The organism is Nocardioides sp. JS614 (assembly GCF_000015265.1).
Taxonomy (GTDB): Bacteria; Actinomycetota; Actinomycetes; order Propionibacteriales; family Nocardioidaceae; genus Nocardioides.
On the sequence record NC_008699.1, the window covers coordinates 358,756 to 385,387 of the forward strand.

The following is a 26,632-nucleotide window of genomic DNA, read 5'->3' on the forward strand; positions in this document are numbered from 1 at the left end:
CCCTCGCCGATGCCCGGGTCCTGCCGGTCGCGTCCGTCCCCGGGTGGCCACGTCCAACGCCCCGAGTAGGGTGCCGGACATGACCAAGTGGGAGTACCTGACCGCCCCGATCCTGACGCACGCGGCGAAGCAGATCCTGGACAACTTCGGCGCCGACGGGTGGGAGCTGGTGCAGGTCGCTCCCGGCCCGAACCCGGAGAACCTCGTCGGCTTCTTCAAGCGGCCGCTCGCATGACGTCCCCGGAGGAGCGGCTCGCCGAGCTCGGCCTGGCGGTGCCGGACGTGGCCAAGCCGGTGGCGGTGTACGTGCCCGCCGTGGTGTCCGGCGACCTGGTGTTCACCTCCGGGCAGCTGCCGATGCGCGACGGTGAGCTGATGGTGACCGGCAAGGTCGGCGGCGAGGTGAGCCCCGAGGAGGCGGCCCTGTGCGCGCAGCAGTGTGCGCTGAACGCGATCGCGGCGGTGAAGTCGATGGTGGGCGACCTCGACCGGGTCGCCCAGGTCGTCAAGGTCGTCGCCTTCGTCGCGTCGACCCCCGACTTCACGGGCCAGCCACAGGTCGCCAACGGCGCCTCGGAGCTGTTCGGGAAGGTGTTCGGCGACAGGGGCGCGCACGCCCGCTCCGCCGTCGGCGTGCCGGTGCTGCCGCTGGATGCGCCCGTCGAGGTCGAGATCGTGGTGCGGGTGGCCTCGTGAGACCGGCGCCGTGAGGATCCCGATCCCGCCGATCCCGCTCCCGGAGCAGATCGTCGAGCTCGCCCGCGAGTACGACGACGGCAGGCGCGACCCGGCCGAGCCCCGGGACGCGGCCACCGTGATCCTGGTCCGCCCCTCCGACCACGGTCCGGCGGTGTACTACCTGCGCCGGCACACCACGATGGAGTTCGCCGGGGGCATGTGCGTGTACCCCGGCGGTGGGGTGGACCCCCGCGACTTCGACACGACCGTCGCCTGGGCCGGTCCCGCGCCTGCCGAGTGGGCCGAGCGCCTGGGCTGCGACGAGGAGATGGCGCGCGCGCTGGTGTGCGCGGCGGTGCGCGAGACCTTCGAGGAGTCCGGCGTCCTGCTGGCCGGGCCGTCCGCCGATGAGGTCGTCGCCGACACCACGGGCGAGGACTGGGAGGCCGACCGGCACGCCCTGGAGTCGCGGGAGCTCGCGATGACCGCGTTCCTCTCCGCACGGGGCCTGGTGCTGCGCACCGACCTGCTCGGTGTCTGGGGCGGCTGGCTGACCCCCGCCTTCGAGCCGAAGCGCTACCGCACCTGGTTCTTCGTCGCGCTGCTGCCCGAGGGGCAGCGGACCCGGGACGTCTCGACCGAGTCCGAGTCAGTGACCTGGCTGCCGGCAGCCGACGCGGTGGCCCAGGCCGAGCGCGGCGAGATGCTGATGATGCCGCCGACGTATCTCACCTCGCTCGAGGTCGCGCAGCTCGCCACCCCGGACGAGGTGATCGTGGCGGCGCACGGCCGGGTGGTGGAGATGCACACCCCCGTCGTCGAGCCGCTCGACGGCGAGGGCTGGACGCTGTCCGTGCCGGCCCACCACCGCTCGATCCTGGCCGCGCACCGCGGCGCCTGACGTGGCGCCCGACGCGGCCTGGGCCGGCGGCGCCTTCGGGGCGCGGGGTAGGTGCGTGCTCGCCGCCAACCCCGGCCCGATGACCCTCGACGGGACCAACACCTGGGTGCTGCGGGAACCCGGGGCGCGCCGCTCGGTCGTCGTGGACCCGGGCCCGGCCCTCCCCGCCCACCTCGACGCGATCGCGGCGGAGGCCGGCGAGGTCGGCGTGGTCCTGCTGACCCACCACCACGCGGACCATGCCGAGGCGGCACGGGCGTTCGCCGAGCGGGTGGGGTGCGGCGTCCGGGCCCTGGACCCGGCGTACCGCCTCGGCGCCGAGGGGCTCGGCGACGGAGACGTCGTCGCCGTCGACGGCCTGGAGATCCGGGTGGTCGGCACGCCGGGGCACACCGCCGACTCGCTGTCCTTCCTGCTGCCCGCGGAGGGGGCGGTGCTCACGGGAGACACCGTGCTCGGCCGCGGAACCACCGTCGTCGCGCACCCCGACGGCCAGCTGGGCGCCTACCTCGGCTCGCTCGACCGGCTGCACGCGCTCGCCGAGGCGCACGAGGTCGCGTCGATCTGGCCCGGCCACGGCCCGGTCATCGTCAACGCGCTCGGCGCCCTGGACCACTACCTCGCCCACCGCCAGGAGCGGCTCGAGCAGGTGCGCGCCGCGGTGGAGACGCTGCAGGCCGCGCACCGTCCCGAGGGGATCGCGGCCGAGGAGCTGCCCCGCAGGGTGGTCGAGATCGTCTACGCCGACGTCGACCCGGTGCTCTGGGGTGCCGCCGAGCTGTCCGTGCGGGCGCAGCTGGCCTACCTGGCCGAGCCGCGCTGACGGCGTGGCCGCCAGGGTCGGTTTCCCCGGTTCACCGGGGATGTTGGAACTTCTGGCCCGAAGTTTCGGCCCAACAGTTCCGGTTTCCCCGGTTCACCGGGGAAACCGACCCGGGCCCTACCGGGCGCGGCGGCCCAGGCGCTCGACGTCCATGATCACGACCGAGCGGGGCTCGAGGCGCAGCCAGCCGCGGGAGGCGAAGTCGGCGAGCGCCTTGTTGACGGTCTCACGCGAGGCGCCGACCAGCTGGGCCAGCTCCTCCTGGGTGAGGTCGTGGTGGACGTGGACGCCGTCGTCGGCACTGCGGCCGAACCGGTCGGCGAGGTCGAGCAGCGCCTTGGCGACCCGGCCGGGGACGTCGGAGAACACCAGGTCGGCGACCACGTCGTTGGCCTTGCGCAGCCGGCCGGCGAGCTGGGTGAGCAGGCCACGGGCCACCACCGGGCGCCCCTCGAGCCAGCGCAGCAGGTCCTCGTGGGACAGCGACGCGAAGGTCGCGTCGGTGACGGCGGTGACGGTGGCCGAGCGCGGGCCAGGGTCGAAGAGCGAGAGCTCGCCGAACATCTGGCCGGGGCCGAGGATCGCCAGGAGGTTCTCGCGGCCGTCGGAGGAGGTGCGGCCGAGCTTCACCTTGCCGTCGAGCACGATGTAGAGCTTGTCGCCCGAGTCGCCCTCGTGGAACAGCACGTCGCCGCGGCGCAGCTTGCTCTCCGTCATCGACGCGCGCAGCGCGGTGGCGGCCTCGTCGTCGAGCGCGCTGAAGAGCGGCGCCTGACGGAGTACGTCGTTGTCCACGGGATCCTCCTCGTGAGATGGCCCGCAGCACACGGGTTCCGCATTGATCCTATCCAGTGGAAAAGGTCACAGGAACAACCGTCCGGCGTATGTCGGGGTGCGCTGTCCGGTCACCGACCACCGGGTGGTCGGTGCCTCGCCGTACCCTTGGGCCCGTGCCCGCAGTCCCCGAGTCCCGCACCGGTCTGGTCCGGCGCGCCCGCAAGATCGACCGGCTGCTCGCGGAGACCTACCCCGATGCCAGGTGCGAGCTGGACTTCGACAACCCCTTCGAGCTGCTCGTCGTCACCGTGCTGTCGGCGCAGACCACCGACAAGCGGGTCAACGCGGTGCGGCCCACCCTGTTCGCGGCCTACCCCGACGCGAGGACGATGGCCGGCGCGGACCGCGCGACGCTCGAGGGCATCGTGGGGCCGTTGGGCTTCTTCCGTGCCAAGACCGAGTCGCTGCTCAAGCTGAGCGCCGCGCTGGTCGAGCGCCACGGCGGCGAGGTGCCGCCCCGGCTCGACGACCTGGTGCAACTGCCCGGCGTCGGGCGCAAGACCGCGAACGTCGTGCTCGGCAACGCCTTCGGCATCCCCGGCATCACCGTCGACACCCACTTCGGTCGGCTGTCCCGCCGGTTCGCCTGGACGGAGGAGACCGACCCGGTCAAGGTCGAGCACGCCGTCGGCGCCCTGTTCGAGAAGCGCGACTGGACGATGCTCAGCCACCACCTGATCTGGCACGGTCGGCGGATCTGCCACGCCCGCAACCCCGCCTGTGGGGCGTGCCCGGTCGCGCGCTGGTGCCCGGCGTACGGCGAGGGGCCGACCGACCCGGCCGCCGCGGCGAAGCTGGTGAAGACCGAGGGCAGGGCATGAGGCGACTCCTCCCGGCCGTGCTCGCCGCGGCCGTGCTGGTGCTGGGCGCGTGCGGCTCCGCGGACCTGCCGAAACCACCCGGCCAGGCCAAGGTCGACGTCGACACCCCCGAGCTGCGCGCGATCCGCGCGGACGCCGGCATCGAGCCGTGCCGGCAGGCCGCGGGCGCGGCGGTCGACGGCGGCCTGCCCGACGTGACGCTGCCCTGCCTCGGCGGCGGTCCCGACGTCGACCTGGCCGGGCTCCGTGGTCCGGTCGTGGTGAACCTGTGGGCCTCGTGGTGCGGCCCGTGCCGCAAGGAGCTGCCGATCTACCAGCAGTTCCACGAGCGGTACGGCGACCGGGTCGGCGTCGTCGGCATCGACTACAACGACGTCCAGCCGAAGGCCGCGCTCGAGCTCGCCCGCGACACCGGCGTCACCTACCCGCTGCTCGCCGACCCCGGATCCACCCTCGAGGGCACCGAGTCGTTCCCGACCATCCCCGGCCTGCCCTGGGTCGTCCTGGTCGACGCCGACGGCAAGGTCGTGCACAAGCAGGCGATCGAGATCACCAGCGTCGACCAGCTCGTCGGCCTGGTCGACGAGCACCTCGGGACCGACCTGTGATCCCCGACTGGCTGGTGCCGGTCCGCGACGGCGCGGCCGCCATCTCGGCCGACCAGCTCACCAGGTTCACCCCTCCGGCGGGTGGAGACGCCCGGCGTGGAGCGGTGCTGATGCTGTTCGGCGCGGGCGAGCAGGGCGGCGAGCTGCTGCTCACCGAGCGGGCCCACGACATGCGCTCCCACCCCGGTCAGGTCTCCTTCCCGGGTGGCGCGCTCGACCCGGGCGAGACCCCCGTCGAGGCCGCGCTCCGCGAGGCCGAGGAGGAGGTCGGGGTGGACCCGGCCTCGGTCGAGGTGTTCGGCCGGCTGCCCGAGCTGTGGCTACCGCCGAGCAACTTCGCGGTCACCCCGGTTCTCGGCTGGTGGCGCGAGCCCGGCGACGTGAGCATCGTCAGCCAGGCCGAGGTGCACGCGATCCACCACGTCCCGATCAGCGAGCTGCTCGACCCCGAGCACCGGATCACCGTCCGCCACCCCCGGGGCGGCTACCAGAGCCCGGGCTTCCTGATCGGCCCCGACCACGACGTCGTCCTCTGGGGCTTCACGGGCGGGATCATCGCCCGCCTCTTCGACTTCCTCGGCTGGACCCGGCCGTGGGACGAGTCGCGCCTGCGCGACCTGCCGTCGTACATGCTGCAGGCTGACCCACGACGCGGTCGGCTCCTCGACATCGAGGACGACCAGGACGACGACCAGGACGAGGAGGAGGACGGGTGAACCTGCTCGACTGGCTCCTGGTCGTGCTCGTGCTCGCCTACGCGCTCTCCGGCTACTGGCAGGGCTTCATCACCGGTGCCTTCGCGACCGGGGGGCTGCTGCTCGGCGGACTGTTCGGCGTGTGGCTGGCCCCGGTCGCACTGGGTGACGCCAACCCCTCCCTGATGGTCTCCCTGGGCGCGCTGTTCATCGTGATCCTGTCCGCGTCGCTGGGGCAGGCCGTGCTCCAGTTCGCCGGCGCCCGGATCCGCGAGCGGATCACCTGGCAGCCGGCCCGCGCCCTCGACGCGGTCGGCGGCGCCATGCTCAGCGCCGTGGCGGTCCTCGTGGTCGCCTGGGCGCTCGGCGTCGCGATCTCGGGGTCTCGGATCGGCGGCGTCACCCCGCTGGTGCGGGGCTCGACCGTGCTCTCCCACGTCGACGAGGTGATGCCCGCCAGCGCCGACGGCGCGCTGCAGGCGTTCAACGACGTCGTCGGCACCAGCTTCTTTCCCCGCTACCTCGAGCCGTTCGCGCCCGAGCGGATCGTCGAGGTCGGACCCGGCCCCAAGCGGCTGCTCAACGACCCCGACGTCGAGCGCGCCGGGTCGAGCGTCCTCAAGATCCGCGGCACCAACGAGTGTGGCCGGGGTGTCGAGGGGTCCGGGTTCCTGTACGCCGGCAACCGGCTGATGACCAACGCCCACGTCGTCGCCGGGATCGACGACCCCGAGGTCATCGTCGGCGACGAGTCGGTCCCGGCGGACGTCGTCTACTACAACCCCGACATCGACGTGGCGGTGCTCTCCTTCGACAGCGGGGACCTGCCGGCTCTGCGCTTCGACCGCGACGCCGGCGCGCCCGACGGTGTCGCGATCCTGGGCTACCCGCAGGACGGGCCCTACCACGTGGAGCCCGCCCGGATCCGCTCCGAGCAGCGGCTCCGCTCACCCAACATCTACGGCGACGGCGCGGTGATCCGTGAGGTCTACTCCCTGCGCGGGCGGATCCTGCCGGGCAACTCCGGCGGGCCGATCGTGTCCTCGGCCGGCGACGTCGTCGGCGTGGTGTTCGCCGCCTCGGTCACCGACCACGAAACCGGCTACGCGCTGACCGCCGGACAGGTCTCCGCCGCCGCGGCCGCCGGCCTGACCAGCTCGAGCCAGGTGTCGACCGGCGGTTGTGCTGGGTGAGCGGAGCCGGGTCAGCGGCTGCGGACGGGGGGAACCGGCCTGCAAGTTTCATCGGCCGGCCGACAGAGCTCGTGGCTGGACGATGAAGCTTCATCGTCCAGCGTCGAGTTTCATCGGTCGGCCGATGAAACTGGCCCGCCGCGCCGCGCCGCGGCATCCGCTCAGCTGCGACCCTTGAGCGCCTTGGGGATCTCGCGGCCCTGCTCGATCGCCCGCTCCGGGGCGCGGACCTGCTTGACCTTGCGGATGCCGACGAACACCATCAGGCCCGCGAGCAGCAGGTAGAAGCCGAAGACGATGAGGAACGCCCAGTGCAGGGCGAGGCCGTCGCCGTTCCAGTTGATGAAGTACGCGATGGCGACCGACAGCATGATGACCGCGAGGACCGCGATGAAGCCGGCAGCCGCGAAGAGGCCGATCCCGATGCCGCCGGCCTGCACGCTGACCTTCAGCTCGGACTTGGCCAGCTGGATCTCCTTCTGGATCAGCGTGGAGATGTCCCGGCTGGCGTCGTGGACCAGACGACCGATGGTCGGATCGCCCTCATCCGGAGGTGCAGCCTGGACCTGGTTGCTCGCCATGTCGCTCACCCTACAGAACCCTCACCCCTCGTCGGCGTCGCGCTGGTAGACGTCGGGGACCCCGTCCGCGTCGGCGTCCTGCTCCTCGATCTCGACCAGCCGCCGGTAGGCGCGGTTGCGCATCCGCAGCACCCCTGTCGCGAGGGCCGTGGCGGCCAGCGAGCCGACGAGCACGCCCACCTTCACGTGATCGTCCCGGGGGGTGCCGCTGCCGAACGCGAGCTCGCCGATCAGCAGCGAGACGGTGAAGCCGATGCCGGCGAGCATCGCCAGGCCGACCACGTCGACCCAGCTCAGCTGGTCGTCGAGGTCGGCGCGGGTGAAGGTCGCGAGCAACCACGTGGAGCCGGCGATCCCGACGGTCTTGCCGACGACCAGGCCGGTGACGACGCCGAGCGCGACCGGGTCGGAGAGCGCGTCCACGAGCCCGTCGAACCCCCCGACGGTGACCCCGGCGGCGAAGAACGCGAACACGGGTACGGCGAGGCCGGCCGAGAGCGGCCGGACCAGGTGCTCGAGGTGCTCGGCGAGCCCGGGCCCCTCCTGGCCGTCCGAGCGCAGCACCGGGACGGCGAAGCCGAGCAGCACCCCGGCGACGGTCGCGTGCACGCCCGACTCGTGCACCAGGACCCAGGCGGTGGCGGCCAGGGGGATCAGCAGCCAGCCGCGGTGGATCCGTCGCTGCACCAGCAGCGCGAAGACCAGGAGGGGGACGGCGGCGGCCGCGAGGTAGCCCAGGTGCAGCTCGTCGGTGTAGAAGAGCGCGATGATCGTGATGGCCAACAGGTCGTCGACGACCGCCAGGGTCAGCAGGAACGTCCGCAGGCCCGTGGGCAGGTGGGTGCTGATCACCGCGAGGATGGCGACGGCGAACGCGATGTCGGTCGCCGTGGGGATCGCCCAGCCCTGCAGCGCCCCGTCCCCGCCGAGGTTCCACAGCACGTAGACGAGCGCGGGCACCGCCATCCCGCCCATGGCGGCGACCACGGGCAGCGCCGCCCGGCGCGGGTCCCGGAGGTCGCCGGCCACGAACTCCCGCTTGAGCTCCAGGCCGGCCACGAAGAAGAAGATCGCCAGCAGGCCGTCGGCCGCCCAGGCGCCCAGGGTGAGGTCGAGGTGCCACGCCTGCGGACCGACCCGCAGGTCGCGGAGGTCGGCGTACGACGCCGACCAGGGGGTGTTCGCCCACACGATCGCCACCGTGGCGGCGGCGATCAGCAGCAGGCCGCCGGTGGTCTCCGCGCGGAGGATGTCGGCGACCCGGGAGCTCTCGAGGAACGACCCTCGCGAGAACAGGCGGGGGCGGGTCGGGCGGCGGCCGGTCACAGGGCTCCTCGGGGTCGGCGGTCCACATGCCGACCAGACTTCCCGGCTCACCGCTGCCCACCCTACGCGTCGACCCCCACCCGGCCCGCCGGGCGGGCGTCGACGCAGCTACGACTTGCCCGAGGTCACTCCTCGGACTTGCCGGAGCCGAGGCCCTGCGCGATCAGGTCCATCACGGAGGAGTCGGCGAGCGTGGTGACGTCGCCGACCTCGCGGTGCTCGGCGACGTCGCGCAGCAGCCGCCGCATGATCTTGCCGGAGCGGGTCTTGGGCAGCTCGGGGACGATCATGATCTGCCGCGGCGTCGCGATCGGCCCGATCTCCTTGCGGACGTGCTGGCGCAGCTCGGCGACGATGTCGTCGCCACCGTCGCTCGCCCCAGGATCCGATGCAGACTCGCGGAGGATCACGAACGCGCAGACCGCCTGGCCGGTGTCCTCGTCCTTGGCGCCGACCACGGCGGCCTCGGCGACCTTCGGGTGGGAGACGAGCGCGGACTCGATCTCGGTGGTGGAGAGGCGGTGCCCCGAGACGTTCATGACGTCGTCGACCCGGCCGAGGACCCAGATGTCGCCGTCGTCGTCCTTCTTGGCCCCGTCGCCGGCGAAGTAGTAGCCCTGCTTGGCGAAGCGGGACCAGTAGGTGTCCCGGTAGCGCTGGTCGTCGCCCCAGATCGTGCGCAGCATGGCCGGCCAGGGCGCGGTGAGCACCAGGTAGCCGCCCGAGCCGTTGGGGACCGGGTCGCCCTCGTCGTTGACGACCTCCGCCGAGACGCCCGGGATCGGCGTCATCGCGGAGCCGGGCTTGCCGGCGGTGACGCCGGGCAGCGGGCTGATCATGATGGCGCCGGTCTCGGTCTGCCACCAGGTGTCGACCACCGGGGTGCGGTCGTCGCCGATCACGTGGCGGTACCAGATGTACGCCTCGGGGTTGATCGGCTCGCCGACGGACCCGAGGATCCGCAGGGACGACATGTCGAAGCCGTCGGGGATCTCGCGGCCCTGCTTCATGAACGAGCGGATCGCGGTGGGCGCGGTGTAGAAGATGCTGACCTGGTAGTCCTGGATGATCTTCCACCAGCGGCCGCGCTCCGGGCTGTCCGGTGTGCCCTCGTACATCACCTGGGTGGCGCCGTTGGCCAGCGGCCCGTAGACGAGGTAGGAGTGGCCGGTGACCCAGCCGATGTCGGCCGAGCACCAGTAGACGTCGGTGTCGGGCTTGAGGTCGAAGACCGCCCAGTGGGTGTACGCCGAGCCGACCAGGTAGCCGCCGGTCGTGTGCAGGATGCCCTTCGGCTTGCCGGTGGTGCCCGAGGTGTACATGACGTAGAGCGGGTGCTCGGCGTCGAAGAACTCCGGCGTGTGCTCGCTCGAGGCGCCGCCGACCGCGTCGTGCCACCACAGGTCGACGGCATCGTCCCAGGCGACGTCCTGGCCGGTGCGGCGTACGACGAGCACCTTCTCGACCGTGTGCCCGCGGGCCGCGGTCTTCGCGCGGGCCTCATCGACGGCCGGCTTGAGGGCGGAGGCCGAGCCGCGGCGGTAGCCGCCGTCGGAGGTGACCACGACCTTGGCCTGGCAGTCCTCGAGCCGCGAGGCCAGCGCGTCGGCCGAGAACCCGCCGAAGACCACGGTGTGCGGGGCGCCGATCCGGGCACAGGCGAGCATCGCGACCACGGCCTCGGGGATCATCGGCAGGTAGATCGCGACCCGGTCGCCGGTGCGGACGCCCAGGTCGGTCAGCGCGTTCGCCGCCCGGCAGACCTCGTCCTGCAGCTCGGCGTAGGTGATGTCACGCGTGTCGTCGAGGGGCTCCCCGACCCAGTGCAGCGCGACCTTGTCGCCGCGGCCCGCCGCGACGTGCCGGTCGACGCAGTTGTACGCCGCGTTGAGCCGCCCGCCCACGAACCACTTGGCGAACGGCGGGTCGTCCCAGTCCAGCACCCGGTCCCACCGCTGGTCCCAGTCCAGGCGCTCGGCCTGCTCGGCCCAGAACGCCTGCGGGTCGGCCGCGGCGCGGTCGTAGGCGTCCGCCTGGAGGTTCGCCTTCGCGGCGATCTCCGCCGGCGGCTCGAAACGGCGCTCCTCCTTGAGGAGGTTGGACAGGGTCTCGTCGCTCACATCTGCTCCTGGGGGTCGGGCGTGGATCGGAACGGTGCTGTGTGACTGTGGTACGAGCCACACTAGGACGTGGCCGGGTGCCCGGCGACCGCGGCCGCCGGGCACCCGCCCGCGAAGGGTGATGCAGGTGGGTCAGTGCCGGACGGCCTGCTCGGCGCCCGCGCCGGTGAAGGCCCGGACCTCGAGCTCGGTGAACCGCGCGGCGCTCTCCGGCTCCTGGGAGGTGACGGTGCCGAGCCACCCGAAGAAGAAGCCGAGCGGGATCGAGATGATGCCGGGGTTGCTGAGCGGGAAGTACGACCAGTCCTGACCGGTGAACAGCGCCGTCTCCGAGCCGGACACGACCGGCGAGAAGAACACCAGGCCCACGCTGGCGATCAGGCCGCCGTAGATCGCCCAGGTGGCACCGCGGGTGTTGAAGCGGCGCCAGAACAGGTTGTAGATCAGCGAGGGCAGGTTCGCCGAGGCGGCGACCGCGAAGGCCAGCGCCACGAGGAACGCGATGTTGAGCTTCTGCGCCGGGATGGCCAGCGCGATCGCGATGCCACCGATCACGAACGCCGAGAGCCGGGCCACCCGTACCTCGTCGCGCTCGGTCGCCGCACCCTTCTTGAAGACCGTCGCGTAGAGGTCGTGGGCCACGGACGACGCCGAGGTGAGCGTCAGGCCCGCGACGACCGCCAGGATCGTCGCGAACGCGACGGCGGAGATCAGCGCCAGCAGGACCGCGCCGCCCGTGGTCCCGTCGCCACCGCCGACGGCTTCGGCGAGCAGTGGTGAGGCGAGGTTGCCGCCGGACGCCGCCACCTTGCTCCCGGCACCGGTGTCGAGCAGCGCCGCGGCACCGAAGCCGAGCGCGAGCGTCATCAGGTAGAACGCGCCGATCAGCCCGATCGCCCACAACACCGAGGTGCGCGCCGCCTTGGCGCTCGGCACGGTGTAGAAGCGGATCAGGATGTGCGGCAGGCCCGCCGTACCGAGCACCAGCGCGAGGCCGAGGCTGAGGAAGTCGATCTTCGCGGTCGTGTCGATCCCGTACTTCAGTCCCGGCTGGAGGAAGGCGTCGCCCTTGCCGGTGTTGGCCGCAGCCGCGCCGAGCAGGTCGGAGATGTTGAAGTTGAACTTCGCCAGCACCAGGATCGTGATCAAGATGGTGCCGCCCATCAGCAGCACCGCCTTGACGATCTGCACCCAGGTGGTGCCCTTCATGCCGCCGACGGTGACGTAGAAGATCATCAGCACGCCGACCCCGATGATCGTGGCGTTCTTGGCTGCCTCGGAGTCCGCGCCGAGGAGCAGTGCGACCAGGGCCCCCGCGCCGACCATCTGGGCGAGCAGGTAGAAGATCGAGACCACCACGGTCGAGGTGGACGCCGCGGTCCGGACCGGGCGCTGCCGCATCCGGTAGGCCAGCTGGTCGGCCATCGTGTAGCGGCCGGAGTTGCGCAGCAGCTCGGCGACCAGCAGCAGGGCGACCAGCCAGGCCACCAGGAAGCCGATCGAGTAGAGGAACCCGTCGTACCCGTACAGCGCGATGGCGCCCGAGATGCCGAGGAACGACGCCGCCGACATGTAGTCGCCGGAGATCGCCATGCCGTTCTGGAAGCCACTGAAGGAACGGCCGGCGGCGTAGAAGTCCGCGGTGCCCTTGTTCTGTCGGCTCGCCCAGAACGTGATGGCGATGGTGATCAGGACGACCCCGATGAACAGGATCGCGGTCAGGGTGTCGGAGCTCATCGGGCACCTCCGCCGGGCCGGTCGTTGTACTTCTTCTCGAGGGCCCGCGCGATCGGGTCGACGTTGCGGTTCATGTAGCGCGCGTAGAGCCAGGCGATCGCGAACGTGGTCAGGAACTGCAGCAGCCCGAACACCAGGGCCAGGTTGATGTTGCCGCTGAGCTTGGTGTCCATGAAGCCCGTGGCCCAGTTGCTCATGACGACGTAGAGCAGGTACCAGGCGAGGAAGGCGATGGTCGCCGGGAACGCGAAGCCGCGATAGAGCGACCGCAGCCGGTTGAACTCCGGCGACGCGTGCAGCTCGTCGTAGACAGGATCGTGCCGATGCGCTTGGCCGGCGGTCTGATCGAGGTCGGACACTGTGGGGCACCCTTCTCCGTGAGGGATGTGATCGCCGTCACGGTAGGAGTGCCTTCCCTGGGTCGGTGAAGGGGTGCGTGGCAGGTGCGCGGTCAACGGGACGGGCGCATCGGTGAGCGGTCGGTCCGGCGCGACGAGCGGTCGGGGCGGACGCCGACCGTCCGTTGGCGGGGGGCGCGGTGTGAGGTCGTGAGGACAAGTTGACCTTGCCGGTACGGCGGCCTGGGCGACGCGAAACCTGCGCTGCCGAGACTGACCGGCATGGCCCTCACTTCCTTGCACACCGACGCCGCCGAGGCGTCCCCCATCCGCCGCCGGACCGGCCGCTGGATCGACGACTGGCGCCCGGAGGACCCGGACTTCTGGGCGAACGGCGGCCAGCAGGTCGCCCGTCGCAACCTGGTCTGGTCGGTCTTCGCCGAGCACCTCGGATTCTCCGTGTGGCTGATCTGGAGCGTCAGCTCGGCGTTCCTGCTCGCCCAGGGCTTCACGTTCACCCCGCAGCAGCTGTTCCTCCTCGTCGCGATTCCCAACCTGGTCGGCTCGCTGCTGCGCGTCCCCTACACCCTCGCCGTGCCGCGGTTCGGCGGCCGCAACTGGACCATGGTGAGCGCCGGCCTGCTGCTGGTCCCGACGCTCGGCTTCGCCTACGCGGTGACCGATCCGAGCACGCCGTACTGGGTCTTCTGCCTGATCGCGGCGTCCGCCGGCTTCGGCGGCGGGAACTTCGCGAGCTCGATGGCGAACATCAACTTCTTCTACCCGACCGCCAAGAAGGGGGCCGCCCTCGGCCTCAACGCCGCCGGCGGGAACCTCGGCGTCTCGCTGATCCAGTTCTTCCTGCCGCTGATCGTCGGTGGCGCGGCGATCTTCGGCCTGGCCAAGGCCAGCCCCGGCGGCATCCACCTCGAGCGGGCCGCCTGGGTGTACGCCGGTCTCGCGATCGTGGCCACGGCGGCGGCCTACTTCTTCATGGACAACCTCGGGACCGCCAGGTCCTCGGCCAGGGAGCAGCTCGGCGTCCTCAAACACAAGCAGACCTGGGTGATGTCGTTCCTCTACATCGGCACGTTCGGCTCGTTCATCGGCTACTCCGCCGCGATGCCGCTGCTGATCAAGCTCAACTTCTGGGTGCCCGAGCCGGCCCCGCTCGGCACCGGCATCTACTTCGCCTACTTCGCCTTCCTCGGCGCGCTGGTCGGCTCGATCACCCGCCCGCTCGGTGGCTGGCTGGCCGACAGGTACGGCGGCGCCAGGGTCACCCTCGGCGCCTTCACCGGGATCATCCTCAGCACCCTCGGCGTGCTGTGGACGCTGCTGCAGCTGACCCCGAACCCTGCCGCGGACCCGGCGATCGCCGCCGACAACAAGTCCTGGTTCCCGTACTTCCTCGGGTTCTTCCTGCTCGTCTTCGCTGCCACCGGCATCGGCAACGGCTCGACGTACAAGATGATCCCCGCGATCTTCCGGACCGAGGCCGAGCGGGCGACCGCCGTGGGCACCGAGGAGCGCACCGCCGCGCTCCTCGCCGCCACCAAGCGGGCCTCGGCCGCGATCGGCATCATCGGCGCGGTCGGCGCCATCGGCGGGTTTCTGATCCCGATCACGTTCAGCTCGCCGTGGGTGAGCGACCCGATGGAGGCCACCAAGACCGCGTTCGTCATCTTCACGGTCTTCTACCTGGCCTGCGCGGCCACCACCTGGGTGGTCTACCTGCGCAGGCCCGCCGAGCACAAGGCGCACCTCAGCTACGCCGGCGCCGGGATCTGATGACCCAGACCCACTGCCCCTACTGCTCGCTCCAGTGCGGCATGCGCCTCGAGGGTGGCCGCCGGCTGGAGGTGCGGCCGTGGCCGGAGTTCCCCGTCAACGAGGGCGCGCTGTGTCGCAAGGGCTGGACGGCGGCCGGCCTGCGCGGCCACCGCGAGCGGCTCACGACGCCGCTGATCCGGGACCGGGCCACGGGTGAGCTCCGCGCGGCCGGCTGGGACGAGGCACTCGACCTGGTCGCCAGCCGGCTGTGCGGCCTGCGCGACGAGCACGGCCCGGACTCCGTCGCGGTGTTCGGGGGCGGCGGGTTGACCAACGAGAAGGCCTACCAGCTGGGCAAGCTGGCCCGGGTCGCGCTCGGCACCAGCCAGGTCGACTACAACGGCCGGTGGTGCATGTCGTCGGCGGCCTCGGCCGGCAATCGGGCTCTCGGGATCGACCGCGGCCTGCCGTTCCCGCTCGCGGACGTCGAGCACACCGACGTGCTGGTGCTCGTGGGATCCAACCTCGCGGAGACCATGCCCCCCGCCGCGCGCCACCTCGACCGGCTCCGCGAGAACGGCGGCCGCGTGGTCGTCGTCGACCCCCGGCGTACCCCCACCGCCGAGCGCGCCGACCTGTTCCTCCAGCCGGTCCCGGGCACCGACCTGCCGCTCGCGCTCGGCCTGCTGCACCTGCTCGACGCTGCGGGTGCGGTCGCCGAGGAGTACGTCGCCGCGCGGACGACCGGCTGGGAGGAGGTCCGCCGCTCGCTCGCCGGATGGTGGCCCGAGCGGGTCGAACGGGTCGCCGGCGTCCAGGCGTCGCAACTGCGGGAGTGCGCGGACCTGCTGGCCGGTGCCGAGCGGGTGATGGTCCTGACCGCCCGCGGCGCCGAGCAGCACGCCCAGGGCACCGACACCGTGCTCGCCTGGATCGACCTGGCGCTGGCGCTCGGCATGCCCGGCAAGCAGTACGCCGGCTACGGCTGCCTCACCGGGCAGGGCAACGGACAGGGCGGCCGGGAGCACGGGCAGAAGGCCGACCAGCTGCCGGGCTACCGGATGATCGACGACCCCTTGGCGCGCGACCACGTGGCCGAGGTCTGGGGAGTCTCCACGGACTCGCTGCCCGGGCCGGGCCGCTCGGCGTACGAGCTGCTCGACTCCCTCGGCACCGGCGGCGGTCCGCGGGCCTTGCTGGTGGTCGGCAGCAACATCGTGGTCTCGGCCCCGAACGCCACCCACGTGGCGTCCCGGCTCGCCGCGCTCGACCTGCTCGTGGTGGCCGACCTCGTGCTGAGCGAGACCGCGGCGCAGGCCGACGTCGTCCTGCCGGTCGCGCAGTGGGCGGAGGAGACCGGCACGATGACCAACCTCGAAGGGCGGGTGATCCTGCGTGAGCGGGCCGTCGCCCCGCCCGAGGGGGTGCGCACCGACCTCGAGGTGATCGCCGGTCTCGCCGAGCGGCTCGGCTCGCCGGTGCCGTTCGCCGTCGATCCCGAGGAGGTCTTCGCCGAGCTCGGCCGGGCCTCGAGCGGCGGGCGCGCCGACTACTCCGGCATCGGCTACGACCGGATCCGCGACGAGCACGGGGTGTTCTGGCCGTGCCCGTCGCCCGACCACCCGGGGACCCCGCGGCTGTTCGCCGAGTCCTTCCCCACGGCCGACGGCCGCGCCCGCTTCGTCGCGGTCGAGCACCGCGGTCCGGCCGAGCCGACCGACCCGTCGTACCCGATCCACCTGACGACCGGCCGGGTGCTCGCGCAGTACCAGTCCGGCGCGCAGACCCGGCGGGTCCGCGAGCTGCCCGACGAGGGCCCGTTCGTCGAGATGCACCCGATGCTCGCGGCGCGGATCGGCGCGCACGACGGCCAGCAGGTGGTCGTCACCACGCGCCGCGGCGAGCTCAGGGTGCCCGCGCGGGTGACGGCCACGATCCGTCCGGACACCGTGTTCGTGCCCTTCCACTGGGTCGGCGCCAACCGGCTCACCCACGACGCCCTCGACCCGGCCAGCCGGATGCCGGAGTTCAAGGTGTGCGCCGCGGCGGTGCGCGCATGAGCCGCGCACCGGCCGGCGGTGGGTCAGCAACCGTTGGGGGCGCTCATTCGGTTACCTGCTCACCGCTGGCCGGGGGTGGCGGGGGTGGGCGGTGTGTCCGCAACCGTTGGGGGCGCTCATTCGGTTGCCTGCTCACCGCTGGGCGGGGGGCGGCCGGATGAGGGTCGTCGTCGTCGGAGCCGGGATGGCCGCCGCCCGCCTCGCCGACGGTCTCCACGACCACGACGTGACCCTGCTCGGGGACGAGCCGCACCCGCCGTACAACCGGATCCTGCTCTCCGCCGTCCTGGAGGGCACCCATGATCCGACCGCGATCGCGATGCCGCTGCGCGGCGATGTCGACCTGCGGCTCGGGACCCGCGTCGTGGAGATCCACCGCGAGGACCGCGACGTCGAGCTCGCCGACCGGTCCCGGGTGCCCTACGACCGGCTGGTGCTCGCCACCGGCAGCATCCCGACGCTCCCGCCGATCCGCGGGCTGGTGCGGATGGACGGCCGGCTCGACGAGCGCGTGCACGCGTTCCGCAGCCTGGAGGACTGCCGGCGGCTCGACGTGGCGGTCCCGGCGGCGCACCGGGCGGTCGTCGTCGGCGGCGGGCTGCTGGGCCTGCAGGTCGCGCGGGCGCTCGCGGTCCGCGGCGTCGCCACCGAGGTCGTCGAGGGCGGTGACCACCTGCTGCGCAGCCAGGTCGGCCCGCGGGCCGGGGCGATCCTGGCTCGCGACCTCGGCCGGCTGGGCACCCGCGTCTACACCGGCGCCAGGGCCGTCCGGCTGACCGACGAGGGTCTGCGGCTCGACAACGGATACACGCTGGCGACCGACCTCGTGGTGCTCACCGCCGGCGGCCGCCCCTCGACCGCGCTGGCCCGGCGGGCCGGGCTGGAGGTCCGCCGCGGCATCGTGGTCGACGAGCGGCTGCGCACCAGCGACCACCGCATCCACGCGATCGGCGACTGCGCCCAGCACGGGACACAGGTGACCGGATTCGTGCCGCCGGCGTGGGAGCAGGCCGGGCTGCTGGCACGGCAGCTGCGCGGCGAGGACGTGACGTACGCCGGCAGCCGCAGCGTCGCCCGGCTGCGGGCGACCGGGCTCGAGGTCGCCGTGCTCGGCGAGCCCGAGCGCGCCGAGGGCCAGGTGGTCGAGGTCGCCAACCCGGTCACCGGGACCCACCGCAAGCTCGTGGTCCGCGACGGCGTGATCGTCGCCGCGACCCTGGTCGGCGACCTCTCCCGGATCGGCCTGATCACCCAGCACTACGACCGCGGCACGGTCCTCGGCGCCAGCGAGCCCGGCGACCTGCTGATCGGCGATCGTCCGGCCGCCCAGGTCGACCTCCCCGACGACGCGGAGGTCTGCGCGTGCGCGGGCGTGAGCGCCGGGGCGATCCGCGCCTGCGCCTCGCTCGCGGACGCGCGCGAGACCACCCGCGCCACCACGGGCTGCGGGGGCTGTGCCGCCGCGGTCCGCCAGCTGCTCGCAGCCCGTCTGTCGCCAGGCCCGTCCCTGGGCACCACCCTGGAAGGAACCCCCCGATGAGCCCGAAGCACCGCAGGACCCTCCTGGTCGCCGGCCACGGCATGGTCGGCCACCGGTTCGTGCAGGCCGCGATCGAGCGCGGCCTCACCGAGACCCACGACATCGTCGTGGTCGGCGAGGAGCGCCGCCCGGCGTACGACCGGGTCGCGCTCACCTCGTTCTTCGAGGTCGGCGCCGACGAGCTGTCGTTCCTGCCGAGCGGGGAGTACGACGACCCGCGGGTGCGGCTGCTCCTCGGGACCAGTGTGGACGGGTTCGACCCGGCGACGCGCACCGTGGTGCTCTCCGACGGACAGGAGATCGCCTACGACGAGCTGGTGCTCGCCACCGGGGCGATGCCGTTCGTGCCGCCCGTGCCCGGCCACGATCTGGAGGGCTGCTTCGTCTACCGCACGATCGAGGACCTCGAGGCGATCCGCGCGGCGGCCGCGACCGCCGAGGTCGGCGCGGTCGTCGGCGGCGGGCTGCTCGGGCTCGAGGCTGCCAACGCACTGGCCCAGCTCGGCCTGGTGACCCACGTCGTGGAGATGGCACCCCGGCTGATGGCGGTGCAGGTCGACGAAGCCGGCGGCGCCACGCTCGCGCGGCACATCGAGCGGCTCGGGCTCACCGTGCACACCGGCGCGACGACCCAGCGGATCCTCGGGGCGGACCGGGTCGAGGGCCTGGCGCTGGCCGGCGAGGAGCCGATCCCGGCCGACCTCGTGGTGTTCTCGGCCGGCATCCGCCCGCGCGATCAGCTGGCCCGCGACGCGGGCCTCGACGTCGCCGAGCGCGGCGGCGTGCTCGTCGACGAGCGCTGCCGCACCTCCGACCCGCACGTGTGGGCGATCGGCGAGTGTGCCGCGCCGGGCGGCCGGATGTACGGCCTGGTCGCCCCCGGGTACGCCATGGCCGAGGTCGTGGTCGACGCGCTGCTCGGCGGCTCCGGGGCGTTCACCGGCGCCGACCTGTCCACCAAGCTGAAGCTGCTCGGCGTCGACGTCGCGTCCTTCGGGGACGCGTTCGCCGCGACCGAGGGGGCGCTGGAGCTCGTGTACGCCGACGCCGTCACGGGCGTCTACAAGAAGCTGGTGCTCTCCGCGGACGGCCGGCAGCTGCTCGGCGGGATCCTGGTGGGCGACGCGTCGGCGTACGGCGTGCTGCGCCCGATGGTCGCCTCCGGCATCGCGCTCCCCGACAACCCCGAGGACCTGATCCTCCCGACGGGACGGGGCGTCCTCGAGATCGGGCTGCCCGACGAGGCGCAGGTCTGCTCGTGCAACGACGTCACCAAGGGCGACATCCTCGCCGCGGCCGCGGCGGGGACGAGTACCCGCGCCGGCGCGACCTGCGGCTCCTGCAAGGCCCAGACCAAGAGGATCATCGAGGACTACTACGCCAGCCAGGGCAAGGTCGTCGACCGGAGCCTGTGCGAGCACTTCGCGCTCACGCGGCAGGAGCTGTTCGATGTCGTGGCCGTGCACGGCTACACCCGCTTCGACGACATCGTCGCGGGGCACGGCCGCGGCCGGGGCTGCGACATCTGCAAGCCCGCGATCGCCTCGATCCTCGCCTCCCAGCTCAACGGGCACGTCCTGGACGGCCCGAACCGGACCCTTCAGGACACCAACGACGCCTACCTCGCCAACATCCAGCGCAACGGCACCTACTCCGTGGTCCCCCGCATCCCCGGCGGCGAGATCACGCCCGAGAAGCTGATCGTGATCGGCGAGGTCGCCCAGGAGTTCGGCCTGTACACCAAGATCACCGGGGGCCAGCGGATCGACCTCTTCGGCGCCAGGATGGAGCAGCTGCCCGCGATCTGGAGGCGGCTGGTCGACTCCGGCTTCGAGTCCGGGCACGCCTACGGAAAGTCGCTGCGCACGGTGAAGTCCTGCGTCGGCTCCACCTGGTGCCGCTACGGCGTGCAGGACTCCGTGCAGCTGGCCATCGACCTCGAGCTGCGCTACCGCGGCCTGCGCTCGCCGCACAAGCTCAAGGGCGGCGTGAGCGGCTGCGCGCGTGAGTGCGCCGAGGCGCGGGCCAAGGACTTCGGGGTGATCGCGACCGAGAAGGGCTGGAACCTGTACGTCGGGGGCAACGGCGGCGCCACCCCCGCGCACGCCCGGCTGCTCGCCGGCGACCTCGACCGCGAGACCCTGGTCCGCTACCTCGACCGGTTCCTCATGTACTACGTCCGCACCGCCGACCGCCTGCAGCGGACCGCGTCGTGGATCGACTCGATCGACGGCGGCCTGGACCGGGTGCGGGAGATCGTCGTGGACGACGCGCTCGGCCTCGGCTCGGAACTCGAGGCCGCGATGGCCCGGCACGTGGCCGGCTACTTCGACGAATGGCGGGCCACCCTCGACGACCCCGCGAAGCTGGCCCGGTTCGTCTCCTTCGTCAACGCCCCGGGCACCCCGGATCCCCACATCACGTTCCGGTCCGAGCGCGACCAGGCGGTGCCGGAGGAGTCCTCGGGGCCGGTCGACCTCGGCGCCACGATCCCGGTGGGAGCGCCGCGGTGAGCACGTCGACCGGGCCCGCCGCGGGGGCGACGTACACGACCGTCTGCGGGCTCGACCAGATCGAGGTCGAGGGCGGCGTCGTGGCGCTCGTCGACGGCGTCGCGGTCGCAATCTTCCGGACACACGACGGAAACGTCTACGCGATCTCCAACTACGACCCTGTCTCCAGGGCGTCGGTGCTCGCCCGCGGAATCGTCGGCACACGTGGCGACGTCCCCGTGGTCGCCTCGCCGATGCACAAGCAGGCCTACGACCTGCGCACCGGGCAGTGCCTCGACGACGCGGCGGTCCGGGTCCCGACGTACGACGTCCGGGTGATCGACGGCACCGTGCACGTCGGCGGTCCCCGACCGGAGCACCAGGACAGCACGTGACCGACAGCCTCCCCCTCGCCGGCTTCCGGATCGGCGTGACCGCCGCCCGGAAGGTCGACGAGCAGGTCACCCTGCTCGAGCGCCGCGGTGCGACGGTGGAGTGGGCCCCGGCGCTGTCGCTGGACCCGAACCGGGTCGACGACGCGGCGCTGCGGGCGGCCACGGAGGAGGTGCTCGCCGCGCCGGTGGACATGATCCTGGCGACCACAGGCATCGGGATGCGGACCTGGTTCGACGCGGCGGAGCGCTGGGGGCTGCTGCCCCGGCTGCTGCGTGCCCTGGGCTCCGCGGAGATCCTGGCCCGCGGGCCGAAGAGCGTCGGCGCGCTGCGGGCCCGCGGGCTGCGCGAGCTGTGGGCGCCGGAGTCGGAGTGCTTCGAGGATGTGCTCGAGCACCTGCGTGGTCGCTCGCTCGCGGGCCTGCGGATCGTCGTGCAGGAGCACGGCCAGTCGCTGTCGATGGTCGCGCACGCGCTGCGCCGGCAGGGCGCCGAGGTCACCACGGTCACCGTCTACCGGGTGGTGTCCGCCGAGGACCCGGGGCCGATGTTCGCGCTGGTCGACCTGGTCGCCGACCGTTCGCTGGACGCGGTCACGTTCACCTCTGCGCCGGCCGTCGCGGCCCTGATGGACGCCGCAGGCTCGACCGGTCGGCGCGACGAGCTGGTCTCGGCGTTCCAGGCGGACGTGGTCGCCGCCTGCGTGGGGCCGGTGACCGCGGCGGCCTTCGAGATGTGGGGGGTGCCGACGATCTTCCCGGAGCGCTCGCGGCTCGGCGCGATGGTCAAGCAGCTGGAGACCGAGCTGCCCGTGCGGCGCTCGGGGCTGGCGATCGGACTCGTCGGCGGCCACCGGCTGCTGCTGCACGGCGAGGACGTGCTGCTCGACGGTGCCGAGGTGCGCCTCTCCCCCGCCCCTGCCGCGGTCCTCCAGGCACTGGTCGCCAACCCCGGCAACGTGGTCCCCCGCCGGGCGCTGCTGGCGATGCTGCCCTCCGGCACGGCCGGGTCCGAGCACGCCGTCGAGATGGCGGTCGCCCGGCTGCGCGCGGCCCTCGGCACTCGCACCGTCCAGACCGTCGTCAAGCGCGGCTACCGGCTGGCCGTCGCCTCCTGAGCCCGGCCGCCCCGCGCTACCTGGGTCAGCTGCGGTCCAGGCCGAGCGTCTCGGGGGTGTGCAGGCGCACCAGGAACCGGCCGGCGTGGGTGGGGATCCGGTGGGCGGTCGCCAGCGACACGACGACCATCGTGGTCAGCGCGAGGGGGAAGGTCCAGGCGGCGGGTTGGCCCATGAGCGCGTCGGCCCAGCCCGAGGGACGGGACGTGGCGAGCGTCCACGCGATGGCGACGCCGCTGCCGACGCCGCCGGCCAGCAGCCCCGCCAACGCACCGGCGGGGGTGAGCCGGCGCCACCAGATCCCGAGCAGCAGCAGCGGGCAGAACGTCGAAGCGGCCATCGCGAAGGCCAACCCGACCGCCCGGGCGACGCCGAGGTTCGGCGCCGCGAGCGCCACCACGCACGGCACGGTGACCGCGACGACCGCCCCCACCCGGAACGCCGCGACTCCGCCGAGCCGCCGGCCGGCCCACGGGCGGCCGGTCACGTCCTGGCTGAGCACGCCGGACACCGCGATCGACAGTCCGGAGGACGTGGAGAGGAACGCGGCGAACGCGCCCGCGGTCACCAGCCCGGTGAGCACCTCCCCGGCCGGCCCGTCGAGCATGATCCGGGGGAGCTCGAGCACCAGCGCGTCCGAGCGCCCGGACTCGGCGAGCGAGGGCGCGTAGACCCGCCCGAGGGCGCCGTACAGCGGCGGCAGCAGGTAGAACACGCCGAGCAGCGCCAGCACGACGAGCGTCGTACGGCGGGCCGCGCGACCGTCGGGGTTGGTGTAGAAGCGGACGACCACGTGCGGCAGCCCCATGGTGCCCAGGAACGTCGCGATGATCAGCGAGTAGGTCACGTAGAGGCCCTGGTTGCCGCCCGCCGCCAGGGGCACCGACCACCCGTCGGAGCCCGCCCGCAGCGGAGCGGAGTCGCCGGCCCAGACGACCAGCAGCACCGCCCCCGGGACCAGGAGAGCGGTGAGCTTGAGCCAGTACTGGAAGGCCTGGACGAACGTGATGCTGCGCATCCCGCCCGAGGTGACGTTCGCCAACACGACCAGGCCGACGATCACCGGCCCGACCCAGGTGGGGGCCCCGAGGGTCGAGCGCAGCGTGATGCCGGCGCCCTGGAACTGCGGCAACAGGTAGAGCCAGCCGACGGCGACGACGAGCAGCGAGCAGACCGCGCGCACCGAGCGCGACCCGAGCCGCGCCTCGGCGAAGTCCGGCAGCGTGTACGCACCCGAGCGGCGCAGCGGCGCGGCGACCAGCACCAGCAGCACGAGGTAGCCGGCGGTCCAGCCGACGGGGTACCACAGCATGTCGGCGCCGAAGGTCAGCACCAGCCCGGCGACGCCGAGGAAGGAGGCGGCCGAGAGGTACTCGCCGCCGATCGCACTCGCGTTCAGCCGCGGCCGGACCGTGCGCGAGGCCACGAAGAAGTCGCTCGTCGTACGGGAGAACCGCAGCCCCCAGGTGCCGATGACCAGCGTCGCGATCGTCACCACCGCCACCGCGACGATGCCAGGGGCGGCGTCCAGCCCGGTGCTCACCCCTCCACCTCCGAGACCAGCTCGGCGAAGTCGCGCTCGTTGCGCTCGGCCCGCCGGACGTAGACCCAGCCGAGGAGCAGCAGCGTCGGGTAGGCGAGCACCCCGAGCAGCACCCACGCGAGCGGCGCCCCGAGCACCTCCACCTCGCCCAGTCGCGGGAACAGGTGGAAGGCCAGCGGCAGCAGCCCCAGGGTCAGCCCGAGCACCGTGAGCACACCGACGGCGAGCCGGAGCTGCTCACGCAGCAGCGAGCCCATGTACATCCCGCCCAGCAGGGTCTCGTCGTCGATGTCGGCCGTGCGGGCGGCGGGGGTACGGCGGCGCGGCGGGCCGGTCACCCGGACCCGTTCGGGCGCTGCCCCCGGCTCGCTCACGGCCCGGTCCGGTACTGGAGCAGCAGCTCGCGCAGCTCCCGGGTGTGCCGTCGGCTGACGCCGAGCTCGACCGGCGGCTCGCCGACGACGACCGCGCAGCGGCCCGCGTCCATCCGCACCTCGCGCACGTGGGCGAGCGAGACCAGCAGGGACCGGTGGATCCGCACGAAGCCGGCACCCGCCCACTCCTCCTCCAGGGCGGCGAGCGGGGTGCGCACCAGGTGGGAGCCGTCGCCGGTGTGCAGCCGCGCGTAGTCGCCGTGCGCCTCCACGTGGGTGATGTCGGAGCGGTTCAGGAAGCGGGTGACGCCGCCGCGCTCCACCGCGACCCGCATGTCGTCGCCGTTCGCCGCCCGGTCGGTGCCGGCCACCACCCGGCGGACCGCCTCGGCCAGCCGGTCGGCGCGCACCGGCTTGAGCACGTAGTCGACGGCGTGCACATCGAAGGCCTCCACGGCGTGGGCCTCGTGGGCGGTGACGAACACGATGCCGGGTGGGGTGCGGAACCGGCTGAGCACCTGCGCGAGCTCGAGGCCGGTCAGCCCCGGCATCTGGATGTCGAGGAACACCACGTCCACGTCGAGGTCGCGCAGGATCCGGAGCCCCTCGGTCGCCGAGTCGGTGGTCAGCACCTCGCGGACGCGGTCGTCGCGCTCGAGCAGGTAGCGCAGCTCGTCGAGCGCGGGCCGCTCGTCGTCGACGACGAGCGCCCGGAGCCGCGGGACGGGAGCCGCCGGCGCGCTCACGCGTGCACCCCGGGAGCGAACTTCGGCACCCTGACCACGACCTTGGTGCCCGCGCCCGGTGCGGTCTCCACCGCGAGGCCGAAGTCGTCGCCGAAGGCGTTGCGGAGCCGGCCGTCGACGTTGCCCAGGCCGGTGGAGTCGAGGGCGGCGTCGCCCGCGAGGGCGCGCCGTACGACGTCGGGGTCCTCGCCCGTGCCGTCGTCCTCCACCTCGATCACGCACTCCTGGCCCTGGTCGCGGGCGACGATCCGGATGTGACCGCCGCGCTCCGCCGTCTCGAGGCCGTGCCGGACGGCGTTCTCGACGAGCGGCTGGATGCAGAGGAAGGGTACGGCGACCGGGAGCACCTCGGGCGCGATGCGCAGCGTCACCTGGAGCCGGTCGCCGAACCGGGCCTGCTCCAGCAGCAGGTAGCGCTCCACCGAGCGCAGCTCCTCGGCGAGCGTCGTGTACTCGCCGTGCCGGCGGAACGAGTAGCGGGTGAAGTCCGCGAACTCCAGGAGCAGGTCCCGGGCCCGGTCGGGGTCGGTGCGCACGAAGCTCGCGATGGCGCCCAGCGAGTTGTAGATGAAGTGTGGGCTGATCTGGGCCCGCAGGGCACGGACCTCGGCCTCCATCAGCCGGTTCCGGGACGCGTCGAGCTCGGCGAGCTCGAGCTGCGAGCTGACCCACTGGGCGACCTCGTCGGCCGCCCGGGCCAGGCCCGCGGTCGCATAGGCAGGGAAGACCTGCAGCGTGCCGATCACCCGCTCCTCGACGACGAGCGGGCTGACGATCGCGGAGCGGACCGGACAGCCGGACACATCACACGGCAGCTCCTCGCGGTCGAACATCCGGGTGCGCCCGCGCTCGACCGTCGCGACCGCGAGCCCCGGACACTGCTCCTCGTGGTGCTGCCCGGTGCCGTGCCAGGCGAGCGTCGTGGCGGTATCGGTGAGCGCGAGGGCCGGGCCGCCGAGCAGGTCGTGCAGGTGGCGGATGCTGCGCTCGGCGCTGGTGCGGGTCAGCCCCTCCCGCAGCGCCGGCGAGGCGAGCGAGGCCGTGTGCAGCGTGCGGAACGTGGCCCGGTCGGCCTCCGTCCCGAGATGCCGGCGACGCCACGGGCGAGTCATGGCCGACATGGTGTCAGCGTTCGTCGTGGAGCAGAACCCGCCCGTCCCGGGGCTGCGGCGGCCGGTGCGAGTCCGGGTGCCGCTCGGCGAACTCCGCGAGCTGGCCCGCCGACCACGTGATCGGCTCGGCGAGCACGGACCAGGCCACGCCCTCGGTGCACGGCGGCGTCGTCAGCGAGCCGTCGTAGCGGAATGCCCGCCGGTCCGCCGGCAGCACCCGCACCGGGTCGACCGGAGCATCCGCGGCGACGGGCTCGGCACCCGCCGCCGGCACCTGGTCGAGCAGCGCCGCCACCACCGGGTTGGCGCTGCCCTCCTGGACGAGCACCGCGACCACGGCCAGCCGGCCGTCGGTGCCCTCGTGGACGAGGTGGACCTCGGCGGCGTACGACGCGCCGGCGACCAGGTGCTCGCTGGGGCTGTGGAAGTGGAGCTGGCGCAGCTCGAACGTCTCGCAGTCGAGCTCGAGCGAGCCTGCCCCCTCGACGCTCGCCTGGACCGTGTGGCCGTTGTCGACCACGGTGGCCGGCGCCGGCCGGTAGGCGAACCCGAGGTCGGGGAGATCCCGGCTCGTGGCACCGGCGAGGTCGACCGGTGACTGCTCGCGCCCGGTCGCGCAGGCCTCCTCCCACGCCTCGACGTCGTCGTAGCTCCAGTGCTCGGCGCGGCCGGCCTCGCTGCCGTGGTCGCCGGGCTCGGTGCGGGTCCCGTCGCCGTCCCCGGAACAGGAGCCCGCGGCCAGCGCCACGCACAGGACGACCAGGAGCCGAACGCGTCGGTTCGGGCGCGCGGCGTTCATGCGCGGACGCTACTGACCGAGCGCC

25 protein-coding genes are annotated in these 26,632 nt (G+C 73.0%); 14 read left to right on the forward strand and 11 right to left on the reverse strand.

Annotation, left to right across the window (positions count from 1 at the left end; all coding sequences use genetic code 11):
* Positions 1 to 79 precede the first annotated feature (79 nt).
* The 4 genes from NOCA_RS27775 to NOCA_RS03115 are packed head-to-tail and all read left to right on the forward strand — an operon-like array spanning position 80 to position 2,402.
* On the forward strand, positions 80 to 235 hold the full coding sequence (locus NOCA_RS27775; protein WP_011753830.1) for a hypothetical protein: 156 nt from the start codon (positions 80 to 82) through the stop codon (positions 233 to 235).
* Complete coding sequence (locus NOCA_RS03105) at positions 232 to 696, forward strand: RidA family protein (protein WP_011753831.1); 465 nt, start codon at positions 232 to 234, stop codon at positions 694 to 696. Before NOCA_RS27775 ends, NOCA_RS03105 begins: the two co-directional genes overlap by 4 nt.
* A 10-nt stretch (positions 697 to 706) precedes the next feature.
* On the forward strand, positions 707 to 1,579 hold the full coding sequence (locus NOCA_RS03110; RefSeq protein ID WP_011753832.1) for an NUDIX hydrolase: 873 nt from the start codon (positions 707 to 709) through the stop codon (positions 1,577 to 1,579).
* 55 nt (positions 1,580 to 1,634) lie between these two features.
* The gene (locus tag NOCA_RS03115) at positions 1,635 to 2,402 is read left to right on the forward strand and encodes an MBL fold metallo-hydrolase (protein WP_011753833.1); all 768 of its coding nucleotides are present in this window, start codon (positions 1,635 to 1,637) and stop codon (positions 2,400 to 2,402) included.
* Positions 2,403 to 2,519: 117 nt separating this feature from the next.
* Here the strand turns inward: NOCA_RS03115 and NOCA_RS03120 are convergent, their stop codons facing one another.
* A complete protein-coding gene (locus NOCA_RS03120; protein ID WP_011753834.1) occupies positions 2,520 to 3,197 on the reverse strand; it encodes a Crp/Fnr family transcriptional regulator in 678 nt (225 codons plus the stop codon).
* A 131-nt stretch (positions 3,198 to 3,328) separates the two neighbouring features.
* Between NOCA_RS03120 and nth the strand changes: the two genes are divergently transcribed.
* Genes nth through NOCA_RS03140 form a run of 4 tightly spaced genes read left to right on the forward strand, consistent with a single transcriptional unit; the run spans position 3,329 to position 6,556 of the window.
* Positions 3,329 to 4,060 (forward strand): endonuclease III, encoded by a 732-nt coding sequence (nth, locus tag NOCA_RS03125; protein ID WP_011753835.1) that lies wholly within the window; start codon positions 3,329 to 3,331, stop codon positions 4,058 to 4,060.
* Positions 4,057 to 4,668 carry a TlpA family protein disulfide reductase gene (locus NOCA_RS03130; RefSeq protein WP_011753836.1) on the forward strand — a complete coding sequence of 204 codons (612 nt, stop codon included), beginning with the start codon at positions 4,057 to 4,059 and terminating at the stop codon, positions 4,666 to 4,668. Before nth ends, NOCA_RS03130 begins: the two co-directional genes overlap by 4 nt.
* Positions 4,665 to 5,384, forward strand: a complete 720-nt coding sequence (locus NOCA_RS03135) for an NUDIX hydrolase (RefSeq protein WP_011753837.1) — start codon at positions 4,665 to 4,667, stop codon at positions 5,382 to 5,384. The genes NOCA_RS03130 and NOCA_RS03135 overlap by 4 nt, the downstream gene beginning before the upstream one ends.
* Entirely contained in the window at positions 5,381 to 6,556 is a 1,176-nt protein-coding gene (locus NOCA_RS03140) for a MarP family serine protease (RefSeq protein ID WP_011753838.1), read from the forward strand. The genes NOCA_RS03135 and NOCA_RS03140 overlap by 4 nt, the downstream gene beginning before the upstream one ends.
* Positions 6,557 to 6,717: 161 nt before the next feature.
* On the opposite strand, the gene NOCA_RS03145 is transcribed toward NOCA_RS03140, so the two are convergent.
* The 5 genes from NOCA_RS03145 to NOCA_RS03165 form a co-directional block, all read right to left on the reverse strand.
* Positions 6,718 to 7,137, reverse strand: a complete 420-nt coding sequence (locus tag NOCA_RS03145; protein ID WP_011753839.1) for a phage holin family protein — start codon at positions 7,135 to 7,137, stop codon at positions 6,718 to 6,720.
* A 21-nt stretch (positions 7,138 to 7,158) separates the two neighbouring features.
* A complete protein-coding gene (gene nhaA, locus NOCA_RS03150) occupies positions 7,159 to 8,463 on the reverse strand; it encodes a Na+/H+ antiporter NhaA (protein WP_011753840.1) in 1,305 nt (434 codons plus the stop codon).
* A gap of 125 nt (positions 8,464 to 8,588) precedes the next feature.
* On the reverse strand, positions 8,589 to 10,583 hold the full coding sequence (gene acs / locus NOCA_RS03155; protein WP_011753841.1) for an acetate--CoA ligase: 1,995 nt from the start codon (positions 10,581 to 10,583) through the stop codon (positions 8,589 to 8,591).
* A 132-nt stretch (positions 10,584 to 10,715) separates the two neighbouring features.
* Positions 10,716 to 12,320 carry a solute symporter family protein gene (locus NOCA_RS03160; RefSeq protein ID WP_011753842.1) on the reverse strand — a complete coding sequence of 535 codons (1,605 nt, stop codon included), beginning with the start codon at positions 12,318 to 12,320 and terminating at the stop codon, positions 10,716 to 10,718.
* A complete protein-coding gene (locus NOCA_RS03165; protein ID WP_011753843.1) occupies positions 12,317 to 12,679 on the reverse strand; it encodes a DUF485 domain-containing protein in 363 nt (120 codons plus the stop codon). Before NOCA_RS03165 ends, NOCA_RS03160 begins: the two co-directional genes overlap by 4 nt.
* Positions 12,680 to 12,940: 261 nt before the next feature.
* Between NOCA_RS03165 and NOCA_RS03170 the strand changes: the two genes are divergently transcribed.
* From NOCA_RS03170 to NOCA_RS03195, 6 genes are all read left to right on the forward strand, one after another.
* Positions 12,941 to 14,449, forward strand: a complete 1,509-nt coding sequence (locus NOCA_RS03170; protein ID WP_011753844.1) for an MFS transporter — start codon at positions 12,941 to 12,943, stop codon at positions 14,447 to 14,449.
* Positions 14,449 to 16,491 carry a molybdopterin oxidoreductase family protein gene (locus NOCA_RS03175; protein ID WP_011753845.1) on the forward strand — a complete coding sequence of 681 codons (2,043 nt, stop codon included), beginning with the start codon at positions 14,449 to 14,451 and terminating at the stop codon, positions 16,489 to 16,491. The genes NOCA_RS03170 and NOCA_RS03175 overlap by 1 nt, the downstream gene beginning before the upstream one ends.
* Before the next feature lie 157 nt (positions 16,492 to 16,648).
* Positions 16,649 to 18,031, forward strand: a complete 1,383-nt coding sequence (locus NOCA_RS03180; RefSeq protein WP_011753846.1) for an FAD-dependent oxidoreductase — start codon at positions 16,649 to 16,651, stop codon at positions 18,029 to 18,031.
* A complete protein-coding gene (gene nirB, locus NOCA_RS03185) occupies positions 18,028 to 20,544 on the forward strand; it encodes a nitrite reductase large subunit NirB (RefSeq protein ID WP_011753847.1) in 2,517 nt (838 codons plus the stop codon). The genes NOCA_RS03180 and nirB overlap by 4 nt, the downstream gene beginning before the upstream one ends.
* Positions 20,541 to 20,918 carry a nitrite reductase small subunit NirD gene (gene nirD / locus NOCA_RS03190; protein ID WP_011753848.1) on the forward strand — a complete coding sequence of 126 codons (378 nt, stop codon included), beginning with the start codon at positions 20,541 to 20,543 and terminating at the stop codon, positions 20,916 to 20,918. Before nirB ends, nirD begins: the two co-directional genes overlap by 4 nt.
* Positions 20,915 to 22,033, forward strand: a complete 1,119-nt coding sequence (locus NOCA_RS03195) for a uroporphyrinogen-III synthase (protein WP_011753849.1) — start codon at positions 20,915 to 20,917, stop codon at positions 22,031 to 22,033. Before nirD ends, NOCA_RS03195 begins: the two co-directional genes overlap by 4 nt.
* Positions 22,034 to 22,058: 25 nt before the next feature.
* On the opposite strand, the gene NOCA_RS03200 is transcribed toward NOCA_RS03195, so the two are convergent.
* From NOCA_RS03200 to NOCA_RS03220, 5 genes are read right to left on the reverse strand one after another with little or no spacing between them, the layout of a single operon-like run.
* On the reverse strand, positions 22,059 to 23,576 hold the full coding sequence (locus NOCA_RS03200) for a sodium/solute symporter (RefSeq protein WP_011753850.1): 1,518 nt from the start codon (positions 23,574 to 23,576) through the stop codon (positions 22,059 to 22,061).
* Complete coding sequence (locus NOCA_RS03205; RefSeq protein ID WP_011753851.1) at positions 23,573 to 23,950, reverse strand: hypothetical protein; 378 nt, start codon at positions 23,948 to 23,950, stop codon at positions 23,573 to 23,575. Before NOCA_RS03205 ends, NOCA_RS03200 begins: the two co-directional genes overlap by 4 nt.
* Positions 23,947 to 24,696, reverse strand: coding sequence for a LytR/AlgR family response regulator transcription factor (locus NOCA_RS03210; protein ID WP_011753852.1), 750 nt, complete (start codon positions 24,694 to 24,696; stop codon positions 23,947 to 23,949). Before NOCA_RS03210 ends, NOCA_RS03205 begins: the two co-directional genes overlap by 4 nt.
* On the reverse strand, positions 24,693 to 25,817 hold the full coding sequence (locus tag NOCA_RS03215; protein ID WP_011753853.1) for a sensor histidine kinase: 1,125 nt from the start codon (positions 25,815 to 25,817) through the stop codon (positions 24,693 to 24,695). The genes NOCA_RS03210 and NOCA_RS03215 overlap by 4 nt, the downstream gene beginning before the upstream one ends.
* A 4-nt stretch (positions 25,818 to 25,821) precedes the next feature.
* Positions 25,822 to 26,607: a carbonic anhydrase gene (locus tag NOCA_RS03220; RefSeq protein ID WP_011753854.1), complete on the reverse strand. Its 786-nt coding sequence runs from the start codon at positions 26,605 to 26,607 to the stop codon at positions 25,822 to 25,824.
* Positions 26,608 to 26,632: the final 25 nt, after the last annotated feature.